We start from the raw sequence: 19,285 nt of genomic DNA on the forward strand, positions 1-19,285 counted from the left end.
ATGGTCAAGCAATGTGATTGCGGGGCACCAAGCCAAAGAAATAAGCTTAAAAAAGCCAGCTGGTGTGATGATTACCGCGCCCAAGTTTTCTTTGGCTGAATGTTAATCAAAGTATGCTCGTGCCCTGTTCCATAGTTAACTGTATCTTACAAAAGCTATCTAATTAGATAGCTTAATTATCTGATAATAGTTTAACTTTTAAAGGATTAACTATGTTATCTGAAAATAGATATAAAGAAATTTGGGAAGTATCAGAAGGATATTTCCTTGAAGTATTATTCGCAAATTCGTGCCCTGATCCAAAACCTATTAATTTCAATTTTGAAGATAGAAAAGAGATTTTCTTTTGGATGCTGAAAAAATTAATGAAGGAAGGTCATCTTAAACTTGGTAAAAATGGAAAATTTTTAGACGGTACTATTGAAGAACAAATAAATTTATTCAGAAAAACTTTACCAACTCCTAAATATCACTATCCAATAGAAGAGTCACCTGTTGAAATAACAGACGAAGTATGGTCGCAATTAACTAGACAAGATACAGCAGAAATGTATTTCTGGTTTGTAAGCGAAGAGTGTCCGGCAGTAGCTGTTTGGGTATATGCTAATGGTTATTTAGAATGGACTTGAAATTATTCTGGTATAAACTTATTTCGAATACTTCTAATGATGAAATGCTGAGGTTGGAAAAGTTATTAGAATTGGTTAAACCGTTATAGGTAGAACAATTCAGAGAAATTATCATAACCATATTAGAAAAGGAATAAAAATAGAAAGTTAATTTTTATAAGTCATTTGTTGTAGTGAAGAGGGGGTTGGTATTAATTTAAGAGATTTAAAAAGTCCCCAGATTGGTGTGGCTAATCTGGGGGGAGGTAATATATACGTTAGGTCATATATCCAATGCGTTGATTTACTCTAAATATAATATTCTCTTTCAATAAAAGTACCGATGACTTTATCATGCATTTCCGGCGATTTTGAATAGCCCAATGTTTTACGGTTTAATCGCTTAATTCGATTACGAAGGGTGAAATTTTCACGTTCTATCCGTTGCGTGAAACTTTTTCCGATGAGGTGTTTATTCGTTGGTAACATATTGTAAGCGTTGAAATTATCTGTACACCAGAAAGCCACATTGAATCGAGTGAGCTTTTTCAATAGCTTCTTTAGCGTTTTCTGACTCCGTCTTCCGAAGGTATAAGCAATGATACGCTTCAGGCGGGGTTCCCAAACATACCATAACCAACGTTGTTGTTTTTTATTGCCGACAAAAGACCACATCTCGTCAACTTCACAGATAAGCTGAATTTCCAAATTATCCAGTGGCAGTGTTGTTACCGCTCTTGGGCGGAGTTTTTTAGGGTGCGAACAACCGCATTAATGCTGATATGTAATGCCCGTGCGGTATCACGAATACCTGAATTATTCATGGCAAGATCAACGACTTGTTCTTTTATCCCGGTGTGACAGGCGCGATAAGAATAATCCAGTTGGAAAGTGCGATTACAGGACAAACAACGATAACGCTGATGACCCCCTTTCCCTTTACCATGCTTTTTCACCGCTTTTGTCTGGTCACAAAATCGGCATTTTACTTCAACTGTTGCCACTAAAGTTCTCCCCATAAAGAATGGCTAGTATACCTAATGAACAACGCCTTGAATACATAACCAAATATTGGCATCGTGCTGGCAGGGAGCTTCGCCAATATTGGCAACAAGGGTTATTTGGCGGGCTGATGCAATTACTGAGTTATGGCATCGTGATTTGAGCGATGAGTCAGACTCCTATTGTTTTGGTTGCCGCCTTACGTGAAACCAGCGTGTTGTTTGCGATATTATTGTCTGTCGTTATCTTGCGGGAACCGTTTAGCAAGATGCGGTTATTGGCTTGTGTTGTGATTGTAGCAGGGGTTATTGGTACGAAATTAGGGTAATATTCTGTTGGATAAATAATGTATGATACTTCAATATTACTGTATTATCTGCATTATTCCATTAGGTTGTATCACAGCCATATAATTCACTCTTTTTTTGCTGCGGGTTATAGCGTGAAGGTTACGTGGTCTTAATGGAGATGGATAATCAAGAGTCTGTTCCGGTTGATATATGGAAGTTGTTTTTTCTACTAAATCCCATCTCAACATCTTAATTTTCCATCGGGTAATATACTCTTCAGATGCGCAAGCTATGTTGGCCCATGAGTCACATACCCAAGAATTATCGGGTAATGTATTATATACCTTATTTATATCGGGAATATGATGCATTTGTTCAGGTTGAGTGATAACAGCAATACAATGATCATAAGGATCATCGAACATAAGAAAAAGTATATAAACGGGTCTCGTTATATTACTTTCATCCCGTTTACCATTCTGATTAAACCATCTTAAAATATCATGGGATCGAGTGTTAGCTAAGTAATTGAATACTGCTATTGTTAATTCACCACAATTTCCCACTAATTCTTCACCAGAATTAAATCTAGATAAGGCATATTGGTATCTATCAGTAATAGGTTCTATGTTTGATAATTCCTCTGAAAATTCATCCTGCCTATCCTCCCTGTTTCTGATACTTTCTGGTGTATACCTTTCCTTTTTATGTTGATGCAATTTCGTAATATCACGATACATTTTATTTGATGATTTTCCCCGAAAAATAGTCCGAGAATGTTTAATTGCATCTTGTAAAATACTTTCAATCATAATTCTAACCTCATAATAGTTTATAATTAGGACTGTGAAATTTATGTAATGTTAGTATGGGGTGGGAAAGGAGTCATAATGTCATTATTACTATGCAAGACAGTCTGCTCCATTTTTAGCAAGACTTCAATCAGAGAATTGGGGATGTTAGTGTTACCTGAAAGAACACAAGGTTGAGGGATTTATTAATAAATTAGTTTATTAATAAATCCCTCCTTATTATCCTTCTAATTAATTGATAATAAGTAGGGATTATTAAAAAAAATTTCACTAAAGTATTAAATTACTTAGTCAAATCATCAAAAAACTTTTTCACGCCATCAAGGAAGCTCTTGGAGCGAGGGCTGTTGGTTTCACCGCCTTTCCCGCCAAAAGATTCACCCAGTTTGCGCATTAATTCTTTCTGCTCTTCATTCAGCTTAACCGGAGTTTCCACGACAACACGACACAGCAGGTCACCTTGCACACCACCGCGGACAGATTTAACACCTTTACCTTTCATGCGGAACAGTTTACTGGTCTGAGTTTCCGCAGGAATTTTCAGGCTGACACGACCATCTAGGGTCGGAACTTCAATTTCACCACCCAATGCCGCAGTTGCGAAGTTGATTGGTACTTCACAATAAAGGTTGCTGCCTTCGCGTTCAAAAATATGGTGCGCTTTGACTTGAACCTGTACGTATAAATCACCTGATGGTGCACCATTTTCACCGGCTTCACCTTCACCGCTCAAACGAATGCGATCATCTGTATCTACACCGGCAGGGATCTTAACAGACAGGGTTTTGTATTTTTCAACGCGACCATGGCCATGACATTTACCGCAAGGTTCTTTGATGATTTTTCCGCGCCCGTGGCACTGAGGACAAGGTTGCTGGACCGCGAAGAATCCCTGACGCATCTGTACCTGGCCCGCACCATGACAGGTTCGGCAGGTTTCTGGACTGGTGCCTGTTTTTGCGCCGCTACCATGGCAGATATCACAGGATTCTAATGTTGGAATGCGGATCTCTTTGGTCACACCACGGACAGCTTCTTCCAGTGTCAGTTCCATGTTGTAACGCAGGTCTGAACCACGGCTGGCGCGCTGTTGACGACGACCTCCACCGAAAATATCTCCGAAAACGTCACCAAAAACATCACTAAAGTCAGCTCCACCACCGAAACCGCCAGCACCACCGCCCATGCCTCCCTGTTCAAAGGCAGCATGACCATATTGGTCATAAGCAGCGCGTTTTTGAGAATCTGTCAGGATTTCATACGCTTCTTTAATTTCTTTGAATTTGCTTTCTGCTTCTTTATCGCCCTGATTACGATCGGGGTGATATTTCATTGCCAGCCGTTTATAGGCTTTTTTTATCTCTTTTTCGTCTGTGGTTTTGGAAACGCCCAAAACTTCGTAATAATCTTTTTTTGCCATTATATTATTTACCCTTAACACGTACGCACGGGCGTAGAGTTACCTCAACGCCCGTGCCAGTTAACAAGTAACAGGCGCCCTGTTACCTTGCCCGCTAAGGGCTATTATTTTTTGTCTTTAACTTCTTCGAATTCAGCGTCTACAACGTCGTCTTCTTTCTTCGCATTGCCTGCACCTGCGTCAGCAGCACCAGCCTGAGCTTGTTGCTGTGCGATTTCCAGAAGTTTCTGGGATGCTTCAACCAGAGCCTGAATCTTCGCTTCGATTTCAGCTTTATCTTCGCCTTTCGCCGCAGTTTCCAGCTCAGAAGATGCTTTCTCGATTGCTGCTTTTTCGTCAGCAGTCAGTTTGTCACCAGCTTCTTCAACTTGTTTACGGGTACCGTGGATCAGTTGGTCTGCTTGGTTGCGAATCTGAACCAGCTCTTCAAACTTACGGTCAGCTTCTGCGTTTGCTTCTGCATCGCGTACCATCTGTTGGATTTCTTCTTCGTTCAGACCAGAAGATGCCTTGATGGTGATGTTCTGCTCACGACCAGAGTTTTTGTCTTTCGCAGAAACGTGCAGGATACCGTCAGCATCAATGTCGAAAGTGACTTCGATCTGCGGAGTACCGCGCATTGCTGGCTGAATGCCGTCAAGGTTGAACTGACCCAGTGATTTGTTATCGTTGGCACGTTTACGCTCACCTTGCAGTACATGGATGGTTACTGCGGACTGATTGTCTTCTGCTGTAGAGAACACTTGGCTATGCTTGGTTGGGATAGTGGTGTTCTTAGTAATCAGGGACGTCATCACGCCACCCATGGTTTCGATACCCAAGGACAGTGGAGTTACGTCCAGTAGCAGAACGTCTTTCACGTCACCTGCCAGTACGCCACCCTGAACGGCTGCGCCCATCGCAACTGCTTCATCTGGGTTAACATCTTTACGTGGCTCTTTACCGAAGAAATCTGCAACTGCTTTCTGTACCATTGGCATACGAGTCTGACCACCAACCAGAATCACGTCCTGAACGTCAGATACAGACAGGCCAGCGTCATTCAGAGCAACTTTCAGTGGCTCGATAGAACGTTTAACCAGATCTTCAACCAGAGATTCCAGTTTTGCACGAGTTACTTTAACGTTCATGTGCTTAGGACCAGTCGCGTCTGCGGTGATATATGGCAGATTCACGTCAGTTTGCTGTGCGGAAGAAAGTTCGATTTTCGCTTTTTCAGCTGCTTCTTTCAGGCGTTGCATTGCCAGTGGGTCGTTACGCAGATCAATACCTTGTTCTTTCTTGAATTCGTCAACCAGGTAGTTGATCATACGGCTGTCGAAGTCTTCACCACCCAAGTGAGTATCACCATTGGTTGCCAGAACTTCATACGTTTTTTCGCCATCAACTTCGTCGATTTCGATGATAGAGATATCGAAAGTACCGCCACCCAAGTCATAAACTGCGATGGTACGGTTGCCGATTTCTTTGTCCAGACCATAAGCCAGAGCAGCAGCGGTTGGTTCGTTGATGATACGCTTCACTTCCAGACCTGCAATACGGCCAGCATCTTTAGTTGCCTGACGCTGTGCATCGTTGAAGTATGCCGGAACGGTGATAACAGCTTCGGTTATTGGCTCACCCAGATAATCTTCTGCTGTTTTCTTCATTTTCTTCAGAACTTCAGCTGAAACCTGAGGTGGTGCCATTTTCTGGTTTTTCACTTCCAGCCATGCATCGCCGTTATCCGCAGCTATGATTTTATATGGCATAATAGATACGTCACGCTGAACTTCTTCGTCTGGAAAACGACGACCGATCAAACGCTTGATGGCGAACAGCGTATTTTGCGGGTTAGTAACAGCCTGACGTTTAGCTGGTTGACCAACCAGAGTTTCACCATCCTGAGTATACGCGATGATAGAAGGTGTGGTGCGGTCACCCTCGCTGTTTTCAAGCACACGAGTGGTTGTGCCGTCCATAATTGCTACACAAGAGTTGGTAGTTCCCAAGTCGATACCAATGATTTTACCCATCTAAACGCCTCCACAAAGAATTCATATATTCGGTCAAGTTACTAAGCTATATGAGGACGAATGTTTTCTTTTCAATGGCACTGATGGCCAGAAATTCCTCATTTTATATTTTCAGCTAATGCCGGAATATCGGTAGTAACTGTAGTTGAGACTTAGATGGGGTCATTCATCCCATCATCAAGGGGGAGACTGAAAAAAATTTGAGGTTTGATAAAATTTTTTTTCTCAGACCATTGTGTAGTTGATGCCATCACATTATGATTCGCCGCCTTTTATGATTTCTTGGCACCGGAAACCGCCGTCAGAAATTTTTTAATATTTTGTTTTATTTGTATTTTCTAGGGGAAGTATGCATTCTACTAAGTTGGCTAACCCAGGCCCATTGGGTTTAATGGGTTTTGGTATGACCACCATTTTGTTGAATTTGCACAACGCAGGTTTTTTCCCATTGACCTCAGTTATCCTGAGCATGGGAATTTTTTATGGTGGTTTGGCTCAAGTGCTGGCTGGCATTTTTGAGTACAAAAAAGGGAATACTTTTGCTGCAACCGCATTTACTTCATACGGTATGTTCTGGTTGAGTTTGATTGGCTTGCTTTTCCTGCCAACAATGGGATTGGCTGAAACAACCAGCCATGAATTCCTCGGCGTTTATCTGGCCCTGTGGGGAATTTTCACCCTGTTCATGTTCTTTGGCACGTTGAAAGCAAACCGTGCCCTGCAATTTGTGTTTGCCAGCCTGACGCTGCTGTTCGCATTGTTGGCGATTGGTAATATCACGGGTAATGCGGTCATCTTGACCTTTGCTGGTTTTGAGGGTGTTATCTGTGGTGCAAGTGCTTTCTATCTGGCAATGGCGGAAGTTCTGAATGAACAATACGGCCGTACTATTTTGCCAATTGGTGAAGTGAAGCACGCTTAGCCATTTTGAGACAGGATGAGCATAAATACTCATCCTGTTCTTTAGAAATAATTATTTTTCTTTAGAAATAGTTAGTTCATCTTATTCTTCATTATCGGCTTGCACTTTCTCACATGCCTTTTTTCCTCAAATAAACCCCCAATAAGATACCGATAGCCGATAAGGACATCATATAGTAGGCGGGTGCCTGTGAAGTATATTTCAGCAGTAAGGTCACAAGGATCGGTGTCAATCCGCCAAAAATGGCATAAGCCAGATTATATGAAAATGAAATGCCGCTGAAGCGCACTTCTGGCGGATAGCTCTTGACCATGACGAACGGCGCGGCTCCGATCACGCCAACAGACAGCCCGACGATAGCATAAGCGCTAAATAATGTGAGTGGTTCATCGCTGATATTATGGTAGAAAGTCCAACTTGTGGCGGCCAAAAGAAGACAACCGACAATTAAAACGATACCAGCTCCCCACTTATCACATAAATATCCGACAGATACACAGCCAATCGCCAATGAAATGATGGCCAGACTATTTGCTTTCAGGGTAAGTGACTGTTCCAGATGAAATACCGTCTGCATATAAGTTGGTGTCATTAAGATGATGACAACGATGCCAGCGGAGAGTAACCAAGTCAGCAGCATAGAAATTATAACGGCGCGTTTGTGATTAAAAACCACGGACTTCAGCGGCATTTCTTCTGCCAATATCTTGCATTCCTGCATTTCTTTGAAGATAGGTGTTTCATGTAACCAACGGCGCAGGTACACAGCACACAGGCCGAAAATCCCGCCCAGAAAGAATGGCAGACGCCAGGCCCAGTCCAAGACTTCTTGTTTGATATAAATAGACGTAATGATGGTTGCCACAAGAGAACCGAATAAAATTCCCATGGTCAGGCCTGCTGTAAGAACACCACACGCAAATCCAATGCGCTTATGGGGAACATGTTCTGCTACAAAAACCCATGCACCGGGAACTTCCCCGCCAATGGCAGCACCCTGCATCACACGCATGAATAAAAGCAGCAGGGGAGCGGCGATGCCAATAGAATCATAGGTAGGCAGCATCCCGATGGCCAGTGTTGGTACAGCCATCAGGAAAATACTGAGTGAAAACATTTTCTTACGTCCGACCAAATCACCAAAATGAGCCATGATGATTCCACCTAAGGGCCGGGCTAAATAACCCGCAGCAAAAATGCCAAAGGTTTGCAGTTGCCTAAGCCATTCAGGTATATCCGCAGGGAAAAACAGCGTACCAAGCGTAACGGCAAAAAAGACGAAGATAATAAAATCATAAAACTCCAAAGCACCACCCAGGGCAGCCAGAAACAGAGTTTTATAGTCTTGGTTGTTTAATGAACGATTTTGATATTGTGACATAAGTTACCGATTTATAGTTATAAAATAAGATTATCATAGCTATTTTCAATCACCTTGTTGCGATTTGGCTAGGTGAAAATATAACTTATGCTATATTAAAAGATGTTTATTCTACAATTTTTTAAATGAAACCATTATGGTGATATGTAGTTTAAATTTTCTCAAAATGGTTTTAATGGCGAGCTACCAGAGGATTTGGCGAGGGAAGAGTAAGAATCCTATTTGTTGATTAACTATTCTGCTGGGTAAGGATTACTGAACACTCTTCCACAGATAAAAGTTATTTCGGTAGATATTGTTTTAGCAGAGAAATAACCGTTTCAGTGTCCGGCAGTGAAGGATGCCCGACCATCCGTTGTAAGGACGCATCAAAGTTTTCATGCCATACAGGTTCAATAACGTGGTAGCTATCATTACGTAACTGGTTAATATTTCGGCGTGTTGCATCTTTTTCCCACATGACACTACCCATGACAGGAAAAAACAAAACAGGAAATGTGGAGGCCAGAACGACTGTCGTTAATCGGTTGGTCGCACCGCCATGGGCAACAGTTGCCAGTGTGTTTGCAGTTGCAGGTAGAACTGCCATGAGGTCATGATCCGCAACAATGCGTGAAGGCTTATCTGTTGGCCAGTCTTGTGGTTTTTCTCCGCTGATAACTCGATCGGCATAGAGGGCAACCGTTTCAGCTGGCAAAAAGGTAGTGGCGCTGTTTGTCATCATTACCGTTAGAGTACAGTCGATCGTAGCCTTAATAGCTAAAAGGTATCTGGGAAGAAGGGTGATATCGACGGAACCGGTTGTCCCAATCAGAATCCGCGGTTTTATCTGTTGAATCATTTCATCATTTTTCATGGGTAAATTAGCCTTTTATTATCAGAATGGCTGGTTAGCTAAAATAACGGTTTAGTTAAAATAAATAGTCAGCGATACTCGTTTGCATGTTCCAGTAATCCATCCAGTTCCACTAAGTAAGAGCATTTACGATGTTCTTGCCAATCCCGTGGATACCCCAACGAAACTTCAATATGGATAATATTTTGAATATATTCGATATTTGGAATGTGTAGATGACCGTATACCACCATGCGTATTCCTTTTCTCGATGCCCACTGATGAGTTTTTTCACTACCGCACCAAATGGAAAATTCGGTATTGCGTAAAGATTCGAGGGGTTTTCGGATGATAGGAAAGTGGCTCATCAGGATGATGTCTTCATCATCTGGAATGATATTCAAACGTTTTTCGGTATATTGAATACGCTCTCGGCACCAATCGATAATACTTTTGTGGGGATAGGTTTTCAGGAAGAACTCGTCAGAACTAATGACACCACACCGACGGGCGCGTTCGATAGCCTGATCAGCTGTATAGTCAAAGGTGTTTCTGAATGAATAGTCGTACAACGTAAAGATAGGGGCAATGGTAACAGTTGAACCATCCCCCATGCGGTAACGACAGAACTCATCTTCAGGGGTGAGAACGTTATATTTTCGGCAGATATTGACCAAATGTTCATAACGCAGGACACCGGGTAACTTTAATGGATCTTTGGGGGTACACCAAAGTTCATGATTACCCGGTGTCCAAACAACTTGGGCAAACCGTTGGGACAGTGTACTGATAACCCATGTAAAGTCTGATTCCTGCTCTGCAATATCTCCGGCAAGCAAGAGCCAATCATTGGGCGTGGTTGGCCTTAATGATTCAACCAGCAAACGATTTGCAGCATGGGATACATGTAAATCACTGATAGCCAACAGCATGCTTTCACCTCACTATCGCTAAATGACCTTTAAGGATTAGAGCAAAAAATTAGGGCGTTCCCGGAGGGGCGTCTCCCCAACCCCATTTGGGTACAGTTTCGCGGCGTGATGGCTTTGCATCCGGCTGGGAATTAGCCTCAGCCCTGCGGGAACCCCATTCGATATAGCCTGCGAATGCTGCGCGAAATTCAGGATCGGACGGTAAACCGACTTCATCGGCAGCCAGCATAAGTAAATCGACCCATCTTTTCCGCTGTTCAGGTTGAATACTCCTGCCCCGGTGACGGCTCAGCATGACTTTGAATCCACCACGTTCATTAGTATAGCGTTCTTCTCCGCCGAGCACTTCTTCCAGCCACATAGCGACATGGCCCGGGTGGTCTGATTTCATGTTCTCGAACAGCGGGGCCAGCAGTTCATCTTGTTCAACCTTGGCATAAAAGGTGTCCATCAGTTTCATGAGCACCTCACGGCCTCCCATCCATTCAAATAAGGTTGGTGTTTCATTTGCCATAACATAACCTCTATATATGAGTACGTTAACGATATTAATGATGCTGTGATTCAGACAAGGACAGTGTCTGAATACTTATCATCCCAATTCCAACGAACTAATTGCCTTGACTTTATCCTGCCGTCCCTTGGGTACAGCATTGCCTTTGTACATCCTGTATGTATTAAAGAGTCCCCGTAGCCCATATTCGTGAGCCAGCAGGAGAAAGTCGTTGTTATCAGATTCAGGAACATCAACTGATATGTGTTCTCCGGCAGGAACCAGCGCAAATGCAGTAAGAGCGAGAGTTTCGACAGCTTCTGGATTGTCAGCGTAAAAAGGCCCAATCCGATAGCCGTTATGAGACTTACGGATACCGATGACGCCGGAAATTCCTGTTTTGGAATAGGTACAAAACCCATGGCGCTGCTCTCCCCAAAACCAATTAGAAAGCAATGTATCCCGATAGACGCCGGTGCATTCGGCATCGTATTGAATGACATCAGCAATATTGGCTGGTGTAATCGGGATCGCACCTGCCGGCGGGATAATTTTTTGCGTAATGGTGCCAGAAAGCCGGACATTGCGATAATGGATGACAAACCCTCTTTTTTCATAGATCTGAATTTTATCCCAATTACCATCACACCCAATCGTGCGATGTTCTGCATAGGCAATGGTTGGTTTCCATATTCTTGCAGCGCAAACATGATGACGAAATTCTGGTGCAATGATGAAATTGCCGCCAAACGAATAATTATCTGAATACTTGACCATCGATATTGATGCAATTGGTTGTTCATCACGATAGGCAATAAAAAAGGCATTCGGGTCTACATTAAAGAAATTAAATGTATCGCCTATGCACATATCCCAATTTTCGGCCTCTGCCCAGCCAAGAACAATGGAGTTCCATTGTCTGGCATTTACCGATCGGATGAGACATGTTTTGCTGCTCTTCTCATTCATAACCAATATATCCTCTCGAATAGGGTAGGATGTAAGAGCCTACCGGAATAGGCTCTCAGTGTTGGGAACTTCAGAGCTATTTGTAGCAATTCATCGGCCTATCTTTGCGTTTGCGGCATGACTAAGCACTAAATTGAATACTAAAGTCCCATGGATTTACTGATAATTTCTTGCAATACCTCGCTGGTTCCACCGTAAATAGTTTGAGCGCGGCTATTCAGCCAATTCTTGCCGGCAACGGAATCGCGCATATATCCCATTCCGCCATGTAATTGCAGACAACGATCTGCCACTTTCATCTGAAGTTCAGTTGTCCATAACTTGATGCGGGCTGCATCCACTAAGCTGAAAAGGCCTTGGTTAAAAAGATCAGTGGCGTGATCAAGATAAACGCGGGCAATTTTTACTTCGGTATCCAGTTGAGCGAGGACAAAACGGTTGTACTGAAAGGAACCAATGGACTGATTAAAGGCTTTTCTTTCTTTCACATATTCCAGTGTGGCTTGCAAAATATTTTCGGCACTGGCAACCGCCACCGTTGAAATGCTGAGACGTTCACGAGGCATTGCTGACATGAAGTAATAGTTGCCGAGGTTTTCACGGCCAATCAGATTGGTCGCAGGTACTTTGCAGTCATGGAAAAAGAGTTCAGCGGTATCACTGCCGTTCCAGCCAATTTTTTTCAAAGGTTCTCCTCTGGAAAAACCCGGCATGCCCCGCTCTATTGCCAACAAACTGATACCCTGACCTTGCTGTCCTTCTTCAGTTTTGACAGCAACGACGATTAAATCCGCATTAATACCATTGGTAATGTAGGTCTTGCTGCCATTAACCAGATAATAATCCCCTTGCCGCGTAGCCACGGTTTGGAGATCTGCGGTATTGGAACCCCCATTTGGCTCTGTCATGGCAATAGCTGCGACCTGTTTTCCGCTACATAGATCCGGCAACCATCTCTTTTTCTGATCGGTGTTACCGAGAGCAAAAATGTAGCTGGTGGTAACATCATTGTGGGCCACGATACCCGGTACGGTGACACCGGCTTTGATGAGCTCTTCTGTCAGAATCACTGCGAATCGATAATCGTGTTTTCCCAGTCCTCCGAATTCGGGGCTGACACTGATACCCAGTAATCCTGACCTCCCCAGTTTTTCCCAGAAAGAGCGCTCAACCAGTCCGTTTTCTTCCCATACCTGATGCCCAGGTACGATTTCACGTTCAAGAAACTCACGGCAAGACTTCCGGTAATTCTCGAAATTATCAGTCTCAATACGCATATTCACTCCAGATTCTTTGTCAGCAGTATTTGCTTAATGGCGTCCCAGTGTTGGTACACAGCGAAGTGATCCCCTTCGATACGGATGAGCGAAGTATCGTGAGAAGTGTAATTTTTCCAGTCTTCCATATCTGCCAACGTGACATAGATGTCATTGGTGGCTGAAACAAGTGCCAGCGGATAATTCACTCGTATATTGTCAATCTGGGGAAATTGGCTGCGTATCAGGTAATCACTGCGCAATTGCTTGATGATTGGTTTTATCAGCGCAGGTTCGTTCAAGATGGCTTCGGGTGTCCCTTGGTCTTCTTTGATTTTTTGGATTAACTGTTCATCCGTCCATTGATGGCGCTCATCTTGCTGTTGAAGATGTGGAGGTACGGAACTGGAAATCACGCCAAATAGAGGAGAAATACCATAGTTTTTCACTAATACGTGACCAACCGCGATACTCAGCACCCCACCAAAGCTGTGGCCAAAGGTGATCCATTCAGTAATCCCCTGAGCCTGTTTCTGCCGGAGATCGTTCCAGATATCAGACGCCAGCCGTTCAGCCAGTAAATCGAGATCGTCTATTTCCGGCTCTTTAGCCAGATAACCGCGACCCGGGATCGCGACTGGTTGCAAGATTGCGGCATTAGTCGCCATCAGATCATTCAACCAAGGGCGATAAATTGCTGTTGTAGCTCCCGCGTGTGGAAAGGCATAAATGACCCGTCTGTGCTTAATATCCATTTGCCCTCCGTTCGCTGGTGGTTTCCTTCTCAAGCAAGAAACTGACAATACGTTCAGCGACCATGATGGTTGTCAGGTTAGTCGGCATAGAAGGAATAGTGGGAAACAGAGACGCATCGGCAACTGTTACACCTTTGATGCCACGTACCCGCCCATTTTCTTGGGTTGCACTATCCGGATCACCGTCGGCACCCATTCTGAGCGTGCCGGAAGCATGCCAGCCCGGATTGACCAGATTCTTAATCGCACTGTTCATGATTTCGTCGTTATAAATCATGGAGTGAGACCAAAATTGAATGCCGTCAAGGAAGGAATCGACTTCTGGATGCTGTAAAACTTCCCAAATTTTGCGTACGCCGCCCACAAGACGGGCGATATCTGCCGTACTGCGAGTGAGGGGCAGATCAATTTCGGGCAGTGCTGTCAAATCGGCACTACTGATAAAAACGCGCCCCAGTGCCTGCGGGCGCATCAGCATCACGGACGCTCCAACCAACATGGGATAAGCAACTCGATCTCTGAAACCCGGCACGGTATCGCTGGCAACATTATTCAGCAGACCAATTTGTACATCGACTTTTGCGTCATAACCACTGCTGATGCGGGCCGCAATTTGACGCCACGGCAGACCTGTTGTACAGACTCCCGCTTTGGGAAGGGCCCATAATACGACTGACGCATGATCCGTTAAATTTCTGCCAACGGCGGGTACTTCCGCAATAATCGGAATATCCAATGAATTCAGATGGTCGGGATCACCCACGCCTGATCGTTGTAACAACGCAGCTGAGCCAATGGCACCGGCGCAGAGAACAATATGTTCTGCTCGATAAATCAGCTCTTTTCCCGCCTGAATAACTTTTACACCAGAAGCGACAGTACCGTTAAAGGTGATCTGTGCAGCCAGCGCATCAGTCATAATGTGCAGATTTTCTCTCTGCAAAACCGGCTCAAGGTATGAACGATAGACATCCACCCTTTCGGCACCATTGATGACATTGGCAGGAACAGGGCCTACGGCGGGTTCTTCACCGACATTAAGGTCATCGGCATAAGGGACGCCAGACTGTTCGCAGGCATGGGCAAAAGCCATATCAAGGGGATGGATCTCACCATTTGGCGGTCTGCGCAGACACATTGGCCCTTGTGAGCCATGGTTGTCATCATTGATATAATCGACATCATGCTCCAGATGCTTGAACCACGGCAGAACTTGCTCCCAAGACCAGTTGGGACAACCCATTTTTACCCATTGTTCGAAATCGCTCGGAAAGCCTCTCAGGGCGATGGCACCGTTAACCGCAGAAGAGCCGCCGAGTACTTTTCCTACCCGATAATTGAATGGCCTGCGTCCTTTATGTTTGCGGGTCGTCTGCTTGTCTTTCTGCGTAGGCACAGAAGATGGAATGAGATCAGTGAACCGATCTTCATTGCGTACATTAGCCTCATAATCCCAGTTATATCCCTCCAGTACCAGGCGTGAAGCGTCTCTGAGCGGGCTGGCAGGGTTGTGAATATCAGAAGTGTGGCCTGCTTCAATCAGCAGTACGGACTTCATGCCATTTTCAGACAGGCGTGATGCAGCTACGCATCCCGCCGAACCTCCGCCCACGATAATGTAATCGTAATAATCGTGTGTCTTGGTCATAGGTCATTCACCGCTTGAGATTGAATGATTGTCTCGATAATGCGAGAAAAAGACTGAATATTGGAGTTCATGAACAGTCCTTCAATAATGTCTTGTTCGCCTACCGGCGTGATCTTAAACTCCTGCCTCAATGCACTGAGCAAGCCTACGGCATGAAGTGAATCACCACCAATATCAAAAAAGCCATCAGTGACATCAAAATCATCATGCTGAAGTTGTGCCTGCCAGAGTTTAAGGATCTTTGCTTCTATCTCATTAACCGGCTCAACCATAGAATCGGTGTTCTCTTCGGTATCAGACCAAGGGTGAGGCAGTGACTTACGGTCAATTTTTCCATTACTGGTTAATGGCATGTGGGACAGCAGGATGTAATAACTGGGTACCATATAAGAGGGTAATGTTTTCCGCGCCAGTTCCCTTAGTTGATCCTGAAAATGACTAGGCTCGTGCAAAGTCTCTGCATTGACCGGAACAATATAGGAGACGATATGCCGTTGGCCGGTTTTGGCATGGACAGGGGCGTCAATAACGACATGGCTGGTATTTTGGTGAGCCAGAAGACAAGCTTCAATTTCACCCAATTCAATGCGATATCCATTGATTTTCACCTGATTATCTTCACGTCCCAGAATTTCTATCAATCCATTCGCAATATAGCGCCCCAAGTCTCCCGTTCTGTACAATCGCTCGCCCGTAATGGGATGAGTAATAAAGCGCAGTGCGGTTTTTTCGGCATCTCCCAAATAACCCTGAGTCACGCCGTCTCCGCCGATATAGAGTTCTCCTGTGACCCATTTGGGACAGGGGAGGAACCAATTGTTCAAAACATGGAAGGTCTGGTTTGCCAGCGGTTTGCCATAGGGAATGCTTTTCCAGTTTTTATCTATTTTTTCAATGGGATAATATATCGACCAGATAGAGCCTTCGGTGGCTCCGCCAAGACTGATGATCGCCGTATTCGGCAGATTTTCCCGAATGCGTTCTGGCAGATCGACAGGTATCCAATCGCCGCTCATAAGAATCAGCCTGAGTTTTGTTTCGGCCAATGCAGATTCATTTCTGTCTACCAGCACTTTGACGGGAGCGGGAACGCTATCCCAGATAGTGATTTGATGTTCGACCAGCAGCTCCAGCCAGATTTTCGGGTCATTGGCAGTTTCAGGCATTGCTAAGATAACTTTTCCTCCCACGCCCAATAGCCCGAAATAGTCATAGACAGACAAATCGAAACCTGCCGGTGCGACAGATAATACCGAGTCTTGTTCTGTCACTTGGAATTTGTGATTAATATCAAGCACCGTATTTACAGAATTACGATGGGAAGCCATAACCCCTTTAGGCTCTCCGGTTGAACCGGAGGTAAAGAGGACATAAGCCAGATCATCCAGCCCCTGCTTTGAGGTCATTTGCCCTATATCCATAGTACTATGCATGGGGCATTCATCCAGATTGATCCGGAATACATCGGCAAATTCATCCTGTTTAAACACTGTGCTGGCAGTAATGATACATTTTGCTGTACACCGGTTAAGCAGGCTCATGCGGCGTTCAGCGGGAAGTTGAGGATCGATTGCCACGTAAGCCGCGCCTGACATAAGGACACCCAATAATCCGATCACTAAATCCGGGCTTTGTGGCATGGATACCGCGACAATATCATTGGGATTAATCTGGACAGAAGTGCAAATTTGCTGTGCGATTGCTCCGGCTTTGTTCACCATTTCCGAGTAGGTGATTTGATTTTCTCCCTGCACAAGTGCAATTGCATCGGGGAATTTTTCCGCAGCATGCAAAATCATTTCATGCAGAAGCTTCATGTCAAAATCGGTATCCGTTGCATTGGCTGCCACCCGTTCTGCCAGATCGGATTTAGGTAACTGCACCAATGATGAAGTCTTATCCCATGATGAATCATCTTCCGCGCAAGCTGTAATCAGCGTCAGATAAGCGTCCAGCATAGCTTCCACCATACCGTCAGGGAAGAGTTCGTTGACTGTGTTCCAGTTAATTTGGACAAGCCCATCAACGCGGACAATTTGGTTTTCCAGCCATACCTGTGGGGTTTGATTGCTGCTATAGACTTGCGTGGCTTCCGCCCAGCCCACATTTGTTACAACCTCGTCTAAATCAGAGTTGAGGGTATTGCTGAATACGACAGGCGCTGCCGCTGCACGGCTGCCGTGGTTGCGTCGGGTCAGTTCCCTTAAAACCTGAACGCCATTGTAGGAAGAATGCCAGCGATTCATCATCAAATCAGTCTGGATCTGTATTACACGTTCGCTAAGGCTTTCTGTCTCAGTGCCATGTATTCCCAGCAACATGGGTTGCAGGAAATTACCGACCACATTCTCAATGCCGGCAAAATAGGAACGGCGCCCAAACTGAGTGATAGTCAGTGTGAAAGCCTGACGCTTCGACCATTGACGCAGCACTTCTGCATATATGCCGAGGAATACAGATTCCAGCGTCAGTTTGCGCAATTCCGCTTTTTTCTTGAGCGCCAGTAGTGTTTCAGCATTGATTTTTCGACTGTAACGCTTGAAAGAAGGCGGAGAAATCAACTCAGGGACATTTTTCAGAGGCAGTTCAGGCGACGGAGGCAGACTCTCAATTTTCTGTTCCCAATAGGCTTTATCACGCAGCCCTTGGGGTTGCCCCTGTAAATAACGTTCCGATTTGATGTAACTGCGAAAATCCATGCTGTCAGGTAAAGTGTGTAGGCCATGCCCCTGATAAACTTGCCACCAATCACGCAGTATCACACGGACACTATGTAGATCCACAAACATCAAATCAAAATAGATATGCAGGCGGGTAATATCATCACTCAGTCTTGTTGCCCGTATATTGAATGTCGGTGCTTTATCCACTGGCAGTAATTGCGTCTCCATTTCGTGGCGGATCATTGCCAGTTGTTCGTCTTTTTCTGATGCAGTCCATGTCCTGCCATCTTGAGTAGAAATGGTATAGGTCAACGGGGAAGGTAAAATTCGTTGCTGCCCGTCCAAAGATAAAGTGGCTCGTAACATGGGATGATATTCAATGATTTTATTCAGAGCATCATTGAGTGCCGTGATATCTAAAGAAGTCATATCCCATTCGGTATACAGGCAACTGGTTAGTCCACCCAATTCCAATCCGGGGTTACGGCCTATCAAATAAGCATATTGAATATCCGTTAATGGAAAGTCTTCTGCCTCAGCAATATTTTCTTCTGTTGCTATCGGCATGGCAGTGTTCAACGGTAAGGCATTGCGCAGCATCCCATGAATCTGTTGTATCAGTTGGGACGTTTCTATGTCCGCATTTTTATTTTCTAGTTCAGATAATTCAGGAGAAATAAAAACTTGTAATCCAGAACCTTGCAATGCCTTGAGAAAATGTTGCATACATTATCTCCTACATGTAACCGAGAAAGTAAAGTTTCTCTATGTGGTGTTGTATTTACCCTTTATCTTGCAGATTGCAGTTTTGTTGGCTGCATGGGCTTATTTCCGTTGTATCGTTGCATAGTTATAAATATTACTTATCTATGCTTTTGGAAATCTGCACTACAGCCATCGCACCACAATTCGAAATTTATTGGGTGTAATTGTTTGCCCTGATTTTTTAGGATCAAAATTAAACAGTCCCGAAAATATAGCCAGAGTGATTGGTTAGATATTAAAAATATGAATAGTTTTGGATGAAAAAATTCCAAAGTGCTATTGTTTTTTCTCAATACTTACCTATTAATTATTCAAATTTTTGTTTGATGGTATTTGTACGGTTACATAAATTCAACACATTTATAACCATGTGTTATATCTAATAACGATATCGAATGAATAATTATTATTACATAAGTTTTATTACTAAGTTATAGTTTAACTTCATGATAATAATGAATTTTCAGATTATCATTATTTATTTACCAAGCAGGATTTATATTAATTTGCTTATTATTT

The 19,285-nt window shown here is 44.0% G+C and carries 15 protein-coding genes and 1 pseudogene; 3 read left to right on the forward strand and 13 right to left on the reverse strand.

Annotated features, from left to right (window positions below; genetic code table 11):
* Window positions 1-212: 212 nt before the first annotated feature.
* Window positions 213-629, forward strand: a complete 417-nt coding sequence (locus tag AACQ81_RS07295; RefSeq protein WP_237386807.1) for a DUF596 domain-containing protein — start codon at window positions 213-215, stop codon at window positions 627-629.
* Between the two features lie 288 nt (window positions 630-917).
* Here AACQ81_RS07295 and AACQ81_RS07300 read toward each other — a convergent pair.
* Window positions 918-1,612, reverse strand: a protein-coding gene (locus tag AACQ81_RS07300) for an IS1 family transposase (RefSeq protein WP_237386808.1) whose coding sequence is annotated in 2 segments (ribosomal slippage) — window positions 918-1,363 and window positions 1,363-1,612 — 696 coding nt in all. Because the reading frame shifts where the segments join, the coding sequence is not laid out codon by codon here.
* Window positions 1,613-1,695: 83 nt separating this feature from the next.
* On the opposite strand from AACQ81_RS07300, the pseudogene AACQ81_RS07305 reads away from it, so the two are divergent.
* Window positions 1,696-1,938 (forward strand): annotated as a pseudogene (locus tag AACQ81_RS07305) (EamA family transporter); the annotation flags it as partial.
* Between the two features lie 36 nt (window positions 1,939-1,974).
* Here the strand turns inward: AACQ81_RS07305 and AACQ81_RS07310 are convergent.
* The 3 genes from AACQ81_RS07310 to dnaK form a co-directional block, all read right to left on the reverse strand.
* Window positions 1,975-2,712: a hypothetical protein gene (locus AACQ81_RS07310; protein WP_237386809.1), complete on the reverse strand. Its 738-nt coding sequence runs from the start codon at window positions 2,710-2,712 to the stop codon at window positions 1,975-1,977.
* 283 nt (window positions 2,713-2,995) lie between these two features.
* Entirely contained in the window at window positions 2,996-4,132 is a 1,137-nt protein-coding gene (gene dnaJ / locus AACQ81_RS07315; RefSeq protein ID WP_237386810.1) for a molecular chaperone DnaJ, read from the reverse strand.
* 104 nt (window positions 4,133-4,236) lie between these two features.
* Window positions 4,237-6,147, reverse strand: coding sequence for a molecular chaperone DnaK (dnaK, locus tag AACQ81_RS07320; RefSeq protein ID WP_237386811.1), 1,911 nt, complete (start codon window positions 6,145-6,147; stop codon window positions 4,237-4,239).
* A gap of 349 nt (window positions 6,148-6,496) precedes the next feature.
* On the opposite strand from dnaK, the gene satP reads away from it, so the two are divergent.
* On the forward strand, window positions 6,497-7,069 hold the full coding sequence (satP, locus tag AACQ81_RS07325) for an acetate uptake transporter (RefSeq protein WP_237386812.1): 573 nt from the start codon (window positions 6,497-6,499) through the stop codon (window positions 7,067-7,069).
* A 109-nt stretch (window positions 7,070-7,178) separates the two neighbouring features.
* Here satP and AACQ81_RS07330 read toward each other — a convergent pair whose 3' ends face one another.
* The 9 genes from AACQ81_RS07330 to AACQ81_RS07370 all read right to left on the reverse strand — a co-directional run bounded on the left by AACQ81_RS07330 (window position 7,179) and on the right by AACQ81_RS07370 (window position 18,727).
* Window positions 7,179-8,450, reverse strand: coding sequence for an MFS transporter (locus AACQ81_RS07330; RefSeq protein WP_237386813.1), 1,272 nt, complete (start codon window positions 8,448-8,450; stop codon window positions 7,179-7,181).
* A 280-nt stretch (window positions 8,451-8,730) separates the two neighbouring features.
* Entirely contained in the window at window positions 8,731-9,306 is a 576-nt protein-coding gene (locus AACQ81_RS07335; protein ID WP_237386814.1) for a flavoprotein, read from the reverse strand.
* A gap of 68 nt (window positions 9,307-9,374) precedes the next feature.
* On the reverse strand, window positions 9,375-10,217 hold the full coding sequence (locus AACQ81_RS07340; protein WP_237386815.1) for a metallophosphoesterase family protein: 843 nt from the start codon (window positions 10,215-10,217) through the stop codon (window positions 9,375-9,377).
* Window positions 10,218-10,266: 49 nt separating this feature from the next.
* Window positions 10,267-10,731, reverse strand: a complete 465-nt coding sequence (locus AACQ81_RS07345) for a group II truncated hemoglobin (protein WP_092548403.1) — start codon at window positions 10,729-10,731, stop codon at window positions 10,267-10,269.
* A gap of 78 nt (window positions 10,732-10,809) precedes the next feature.
* Window positions 10,810-11,679: a GNAT family N-acetyltransferase gene (locus AACQ81_RS07350; protein ID WP_237386816.1), complete on the reverse strand. Its 870-nt coding sequence runs from the start codon at window positions 11,677-11,679 to the stop codon at window positions 10,810-10,812.
* Between the two features lie 140 nt (window positions 11,680-11,819).
* Window positions 11,820-12,956: an acyl-CoA dehydrogenase family protein gene (locus AACQ81_RS07355; protein WP_237386817.1), complete on the reverse strand. Its 1,137-nt coding sequence runs from the start codon at window positions 12,954-12,956 to the stop codon at window positions 11,820-11,822.
* 2 nt (window positions 12,957-12,958) lie between these two features.
* Window positions 12,959-13,690, reverse strand: coding sequence for a thioesterase II family protein (locus AACQ81_RS07360; RefSeq protein WP_237386818.1), 732 nt, complete (start codon window positions 13,688-13,690; stop codon window positions 12,959-12,961).
* Entirely contained in the window at window positions 13,680-15,338 is a 1,659-nt protein-coding gene (locus AACQ81_RS07365) for a GMC family oxidoreductase (RefSeq protein ID WP_237386819.1), read from the reverse strand. The genes AACQ81_RS07360 and AACQ81_RS07365 overlap by 11 nt, the downstream gene beginning before the upstream one ends.
* Window positions 15,335-18,727, reverse strand: a complete 3,393-nt coding sequence (locus AACQ81_RS07370; RefSeq protein WP_237386820.1) for a non-ribosomal peptide synthetase — start codon at window positions 18,725-18,727, stop codon at window positions 15,335-15,337. The genes AACQ81_RS07365 and AACQ81_RS07370 overlap by 4 nt, the downstream gene beginning before the upstream one ends.
* Window positions 18,728-19,285: the final 558 nt, after the last annotated feature.

The organism is Xenorhabdus sp. Sc-CR9 (assembly GCF_963897815.1).
Taxonomy (GTDB): Bacteria; Pseudomonadota; Gammaproteobacteria; order Enterobacterales; family Enterobacteriaceae; genus Xenorhabdus.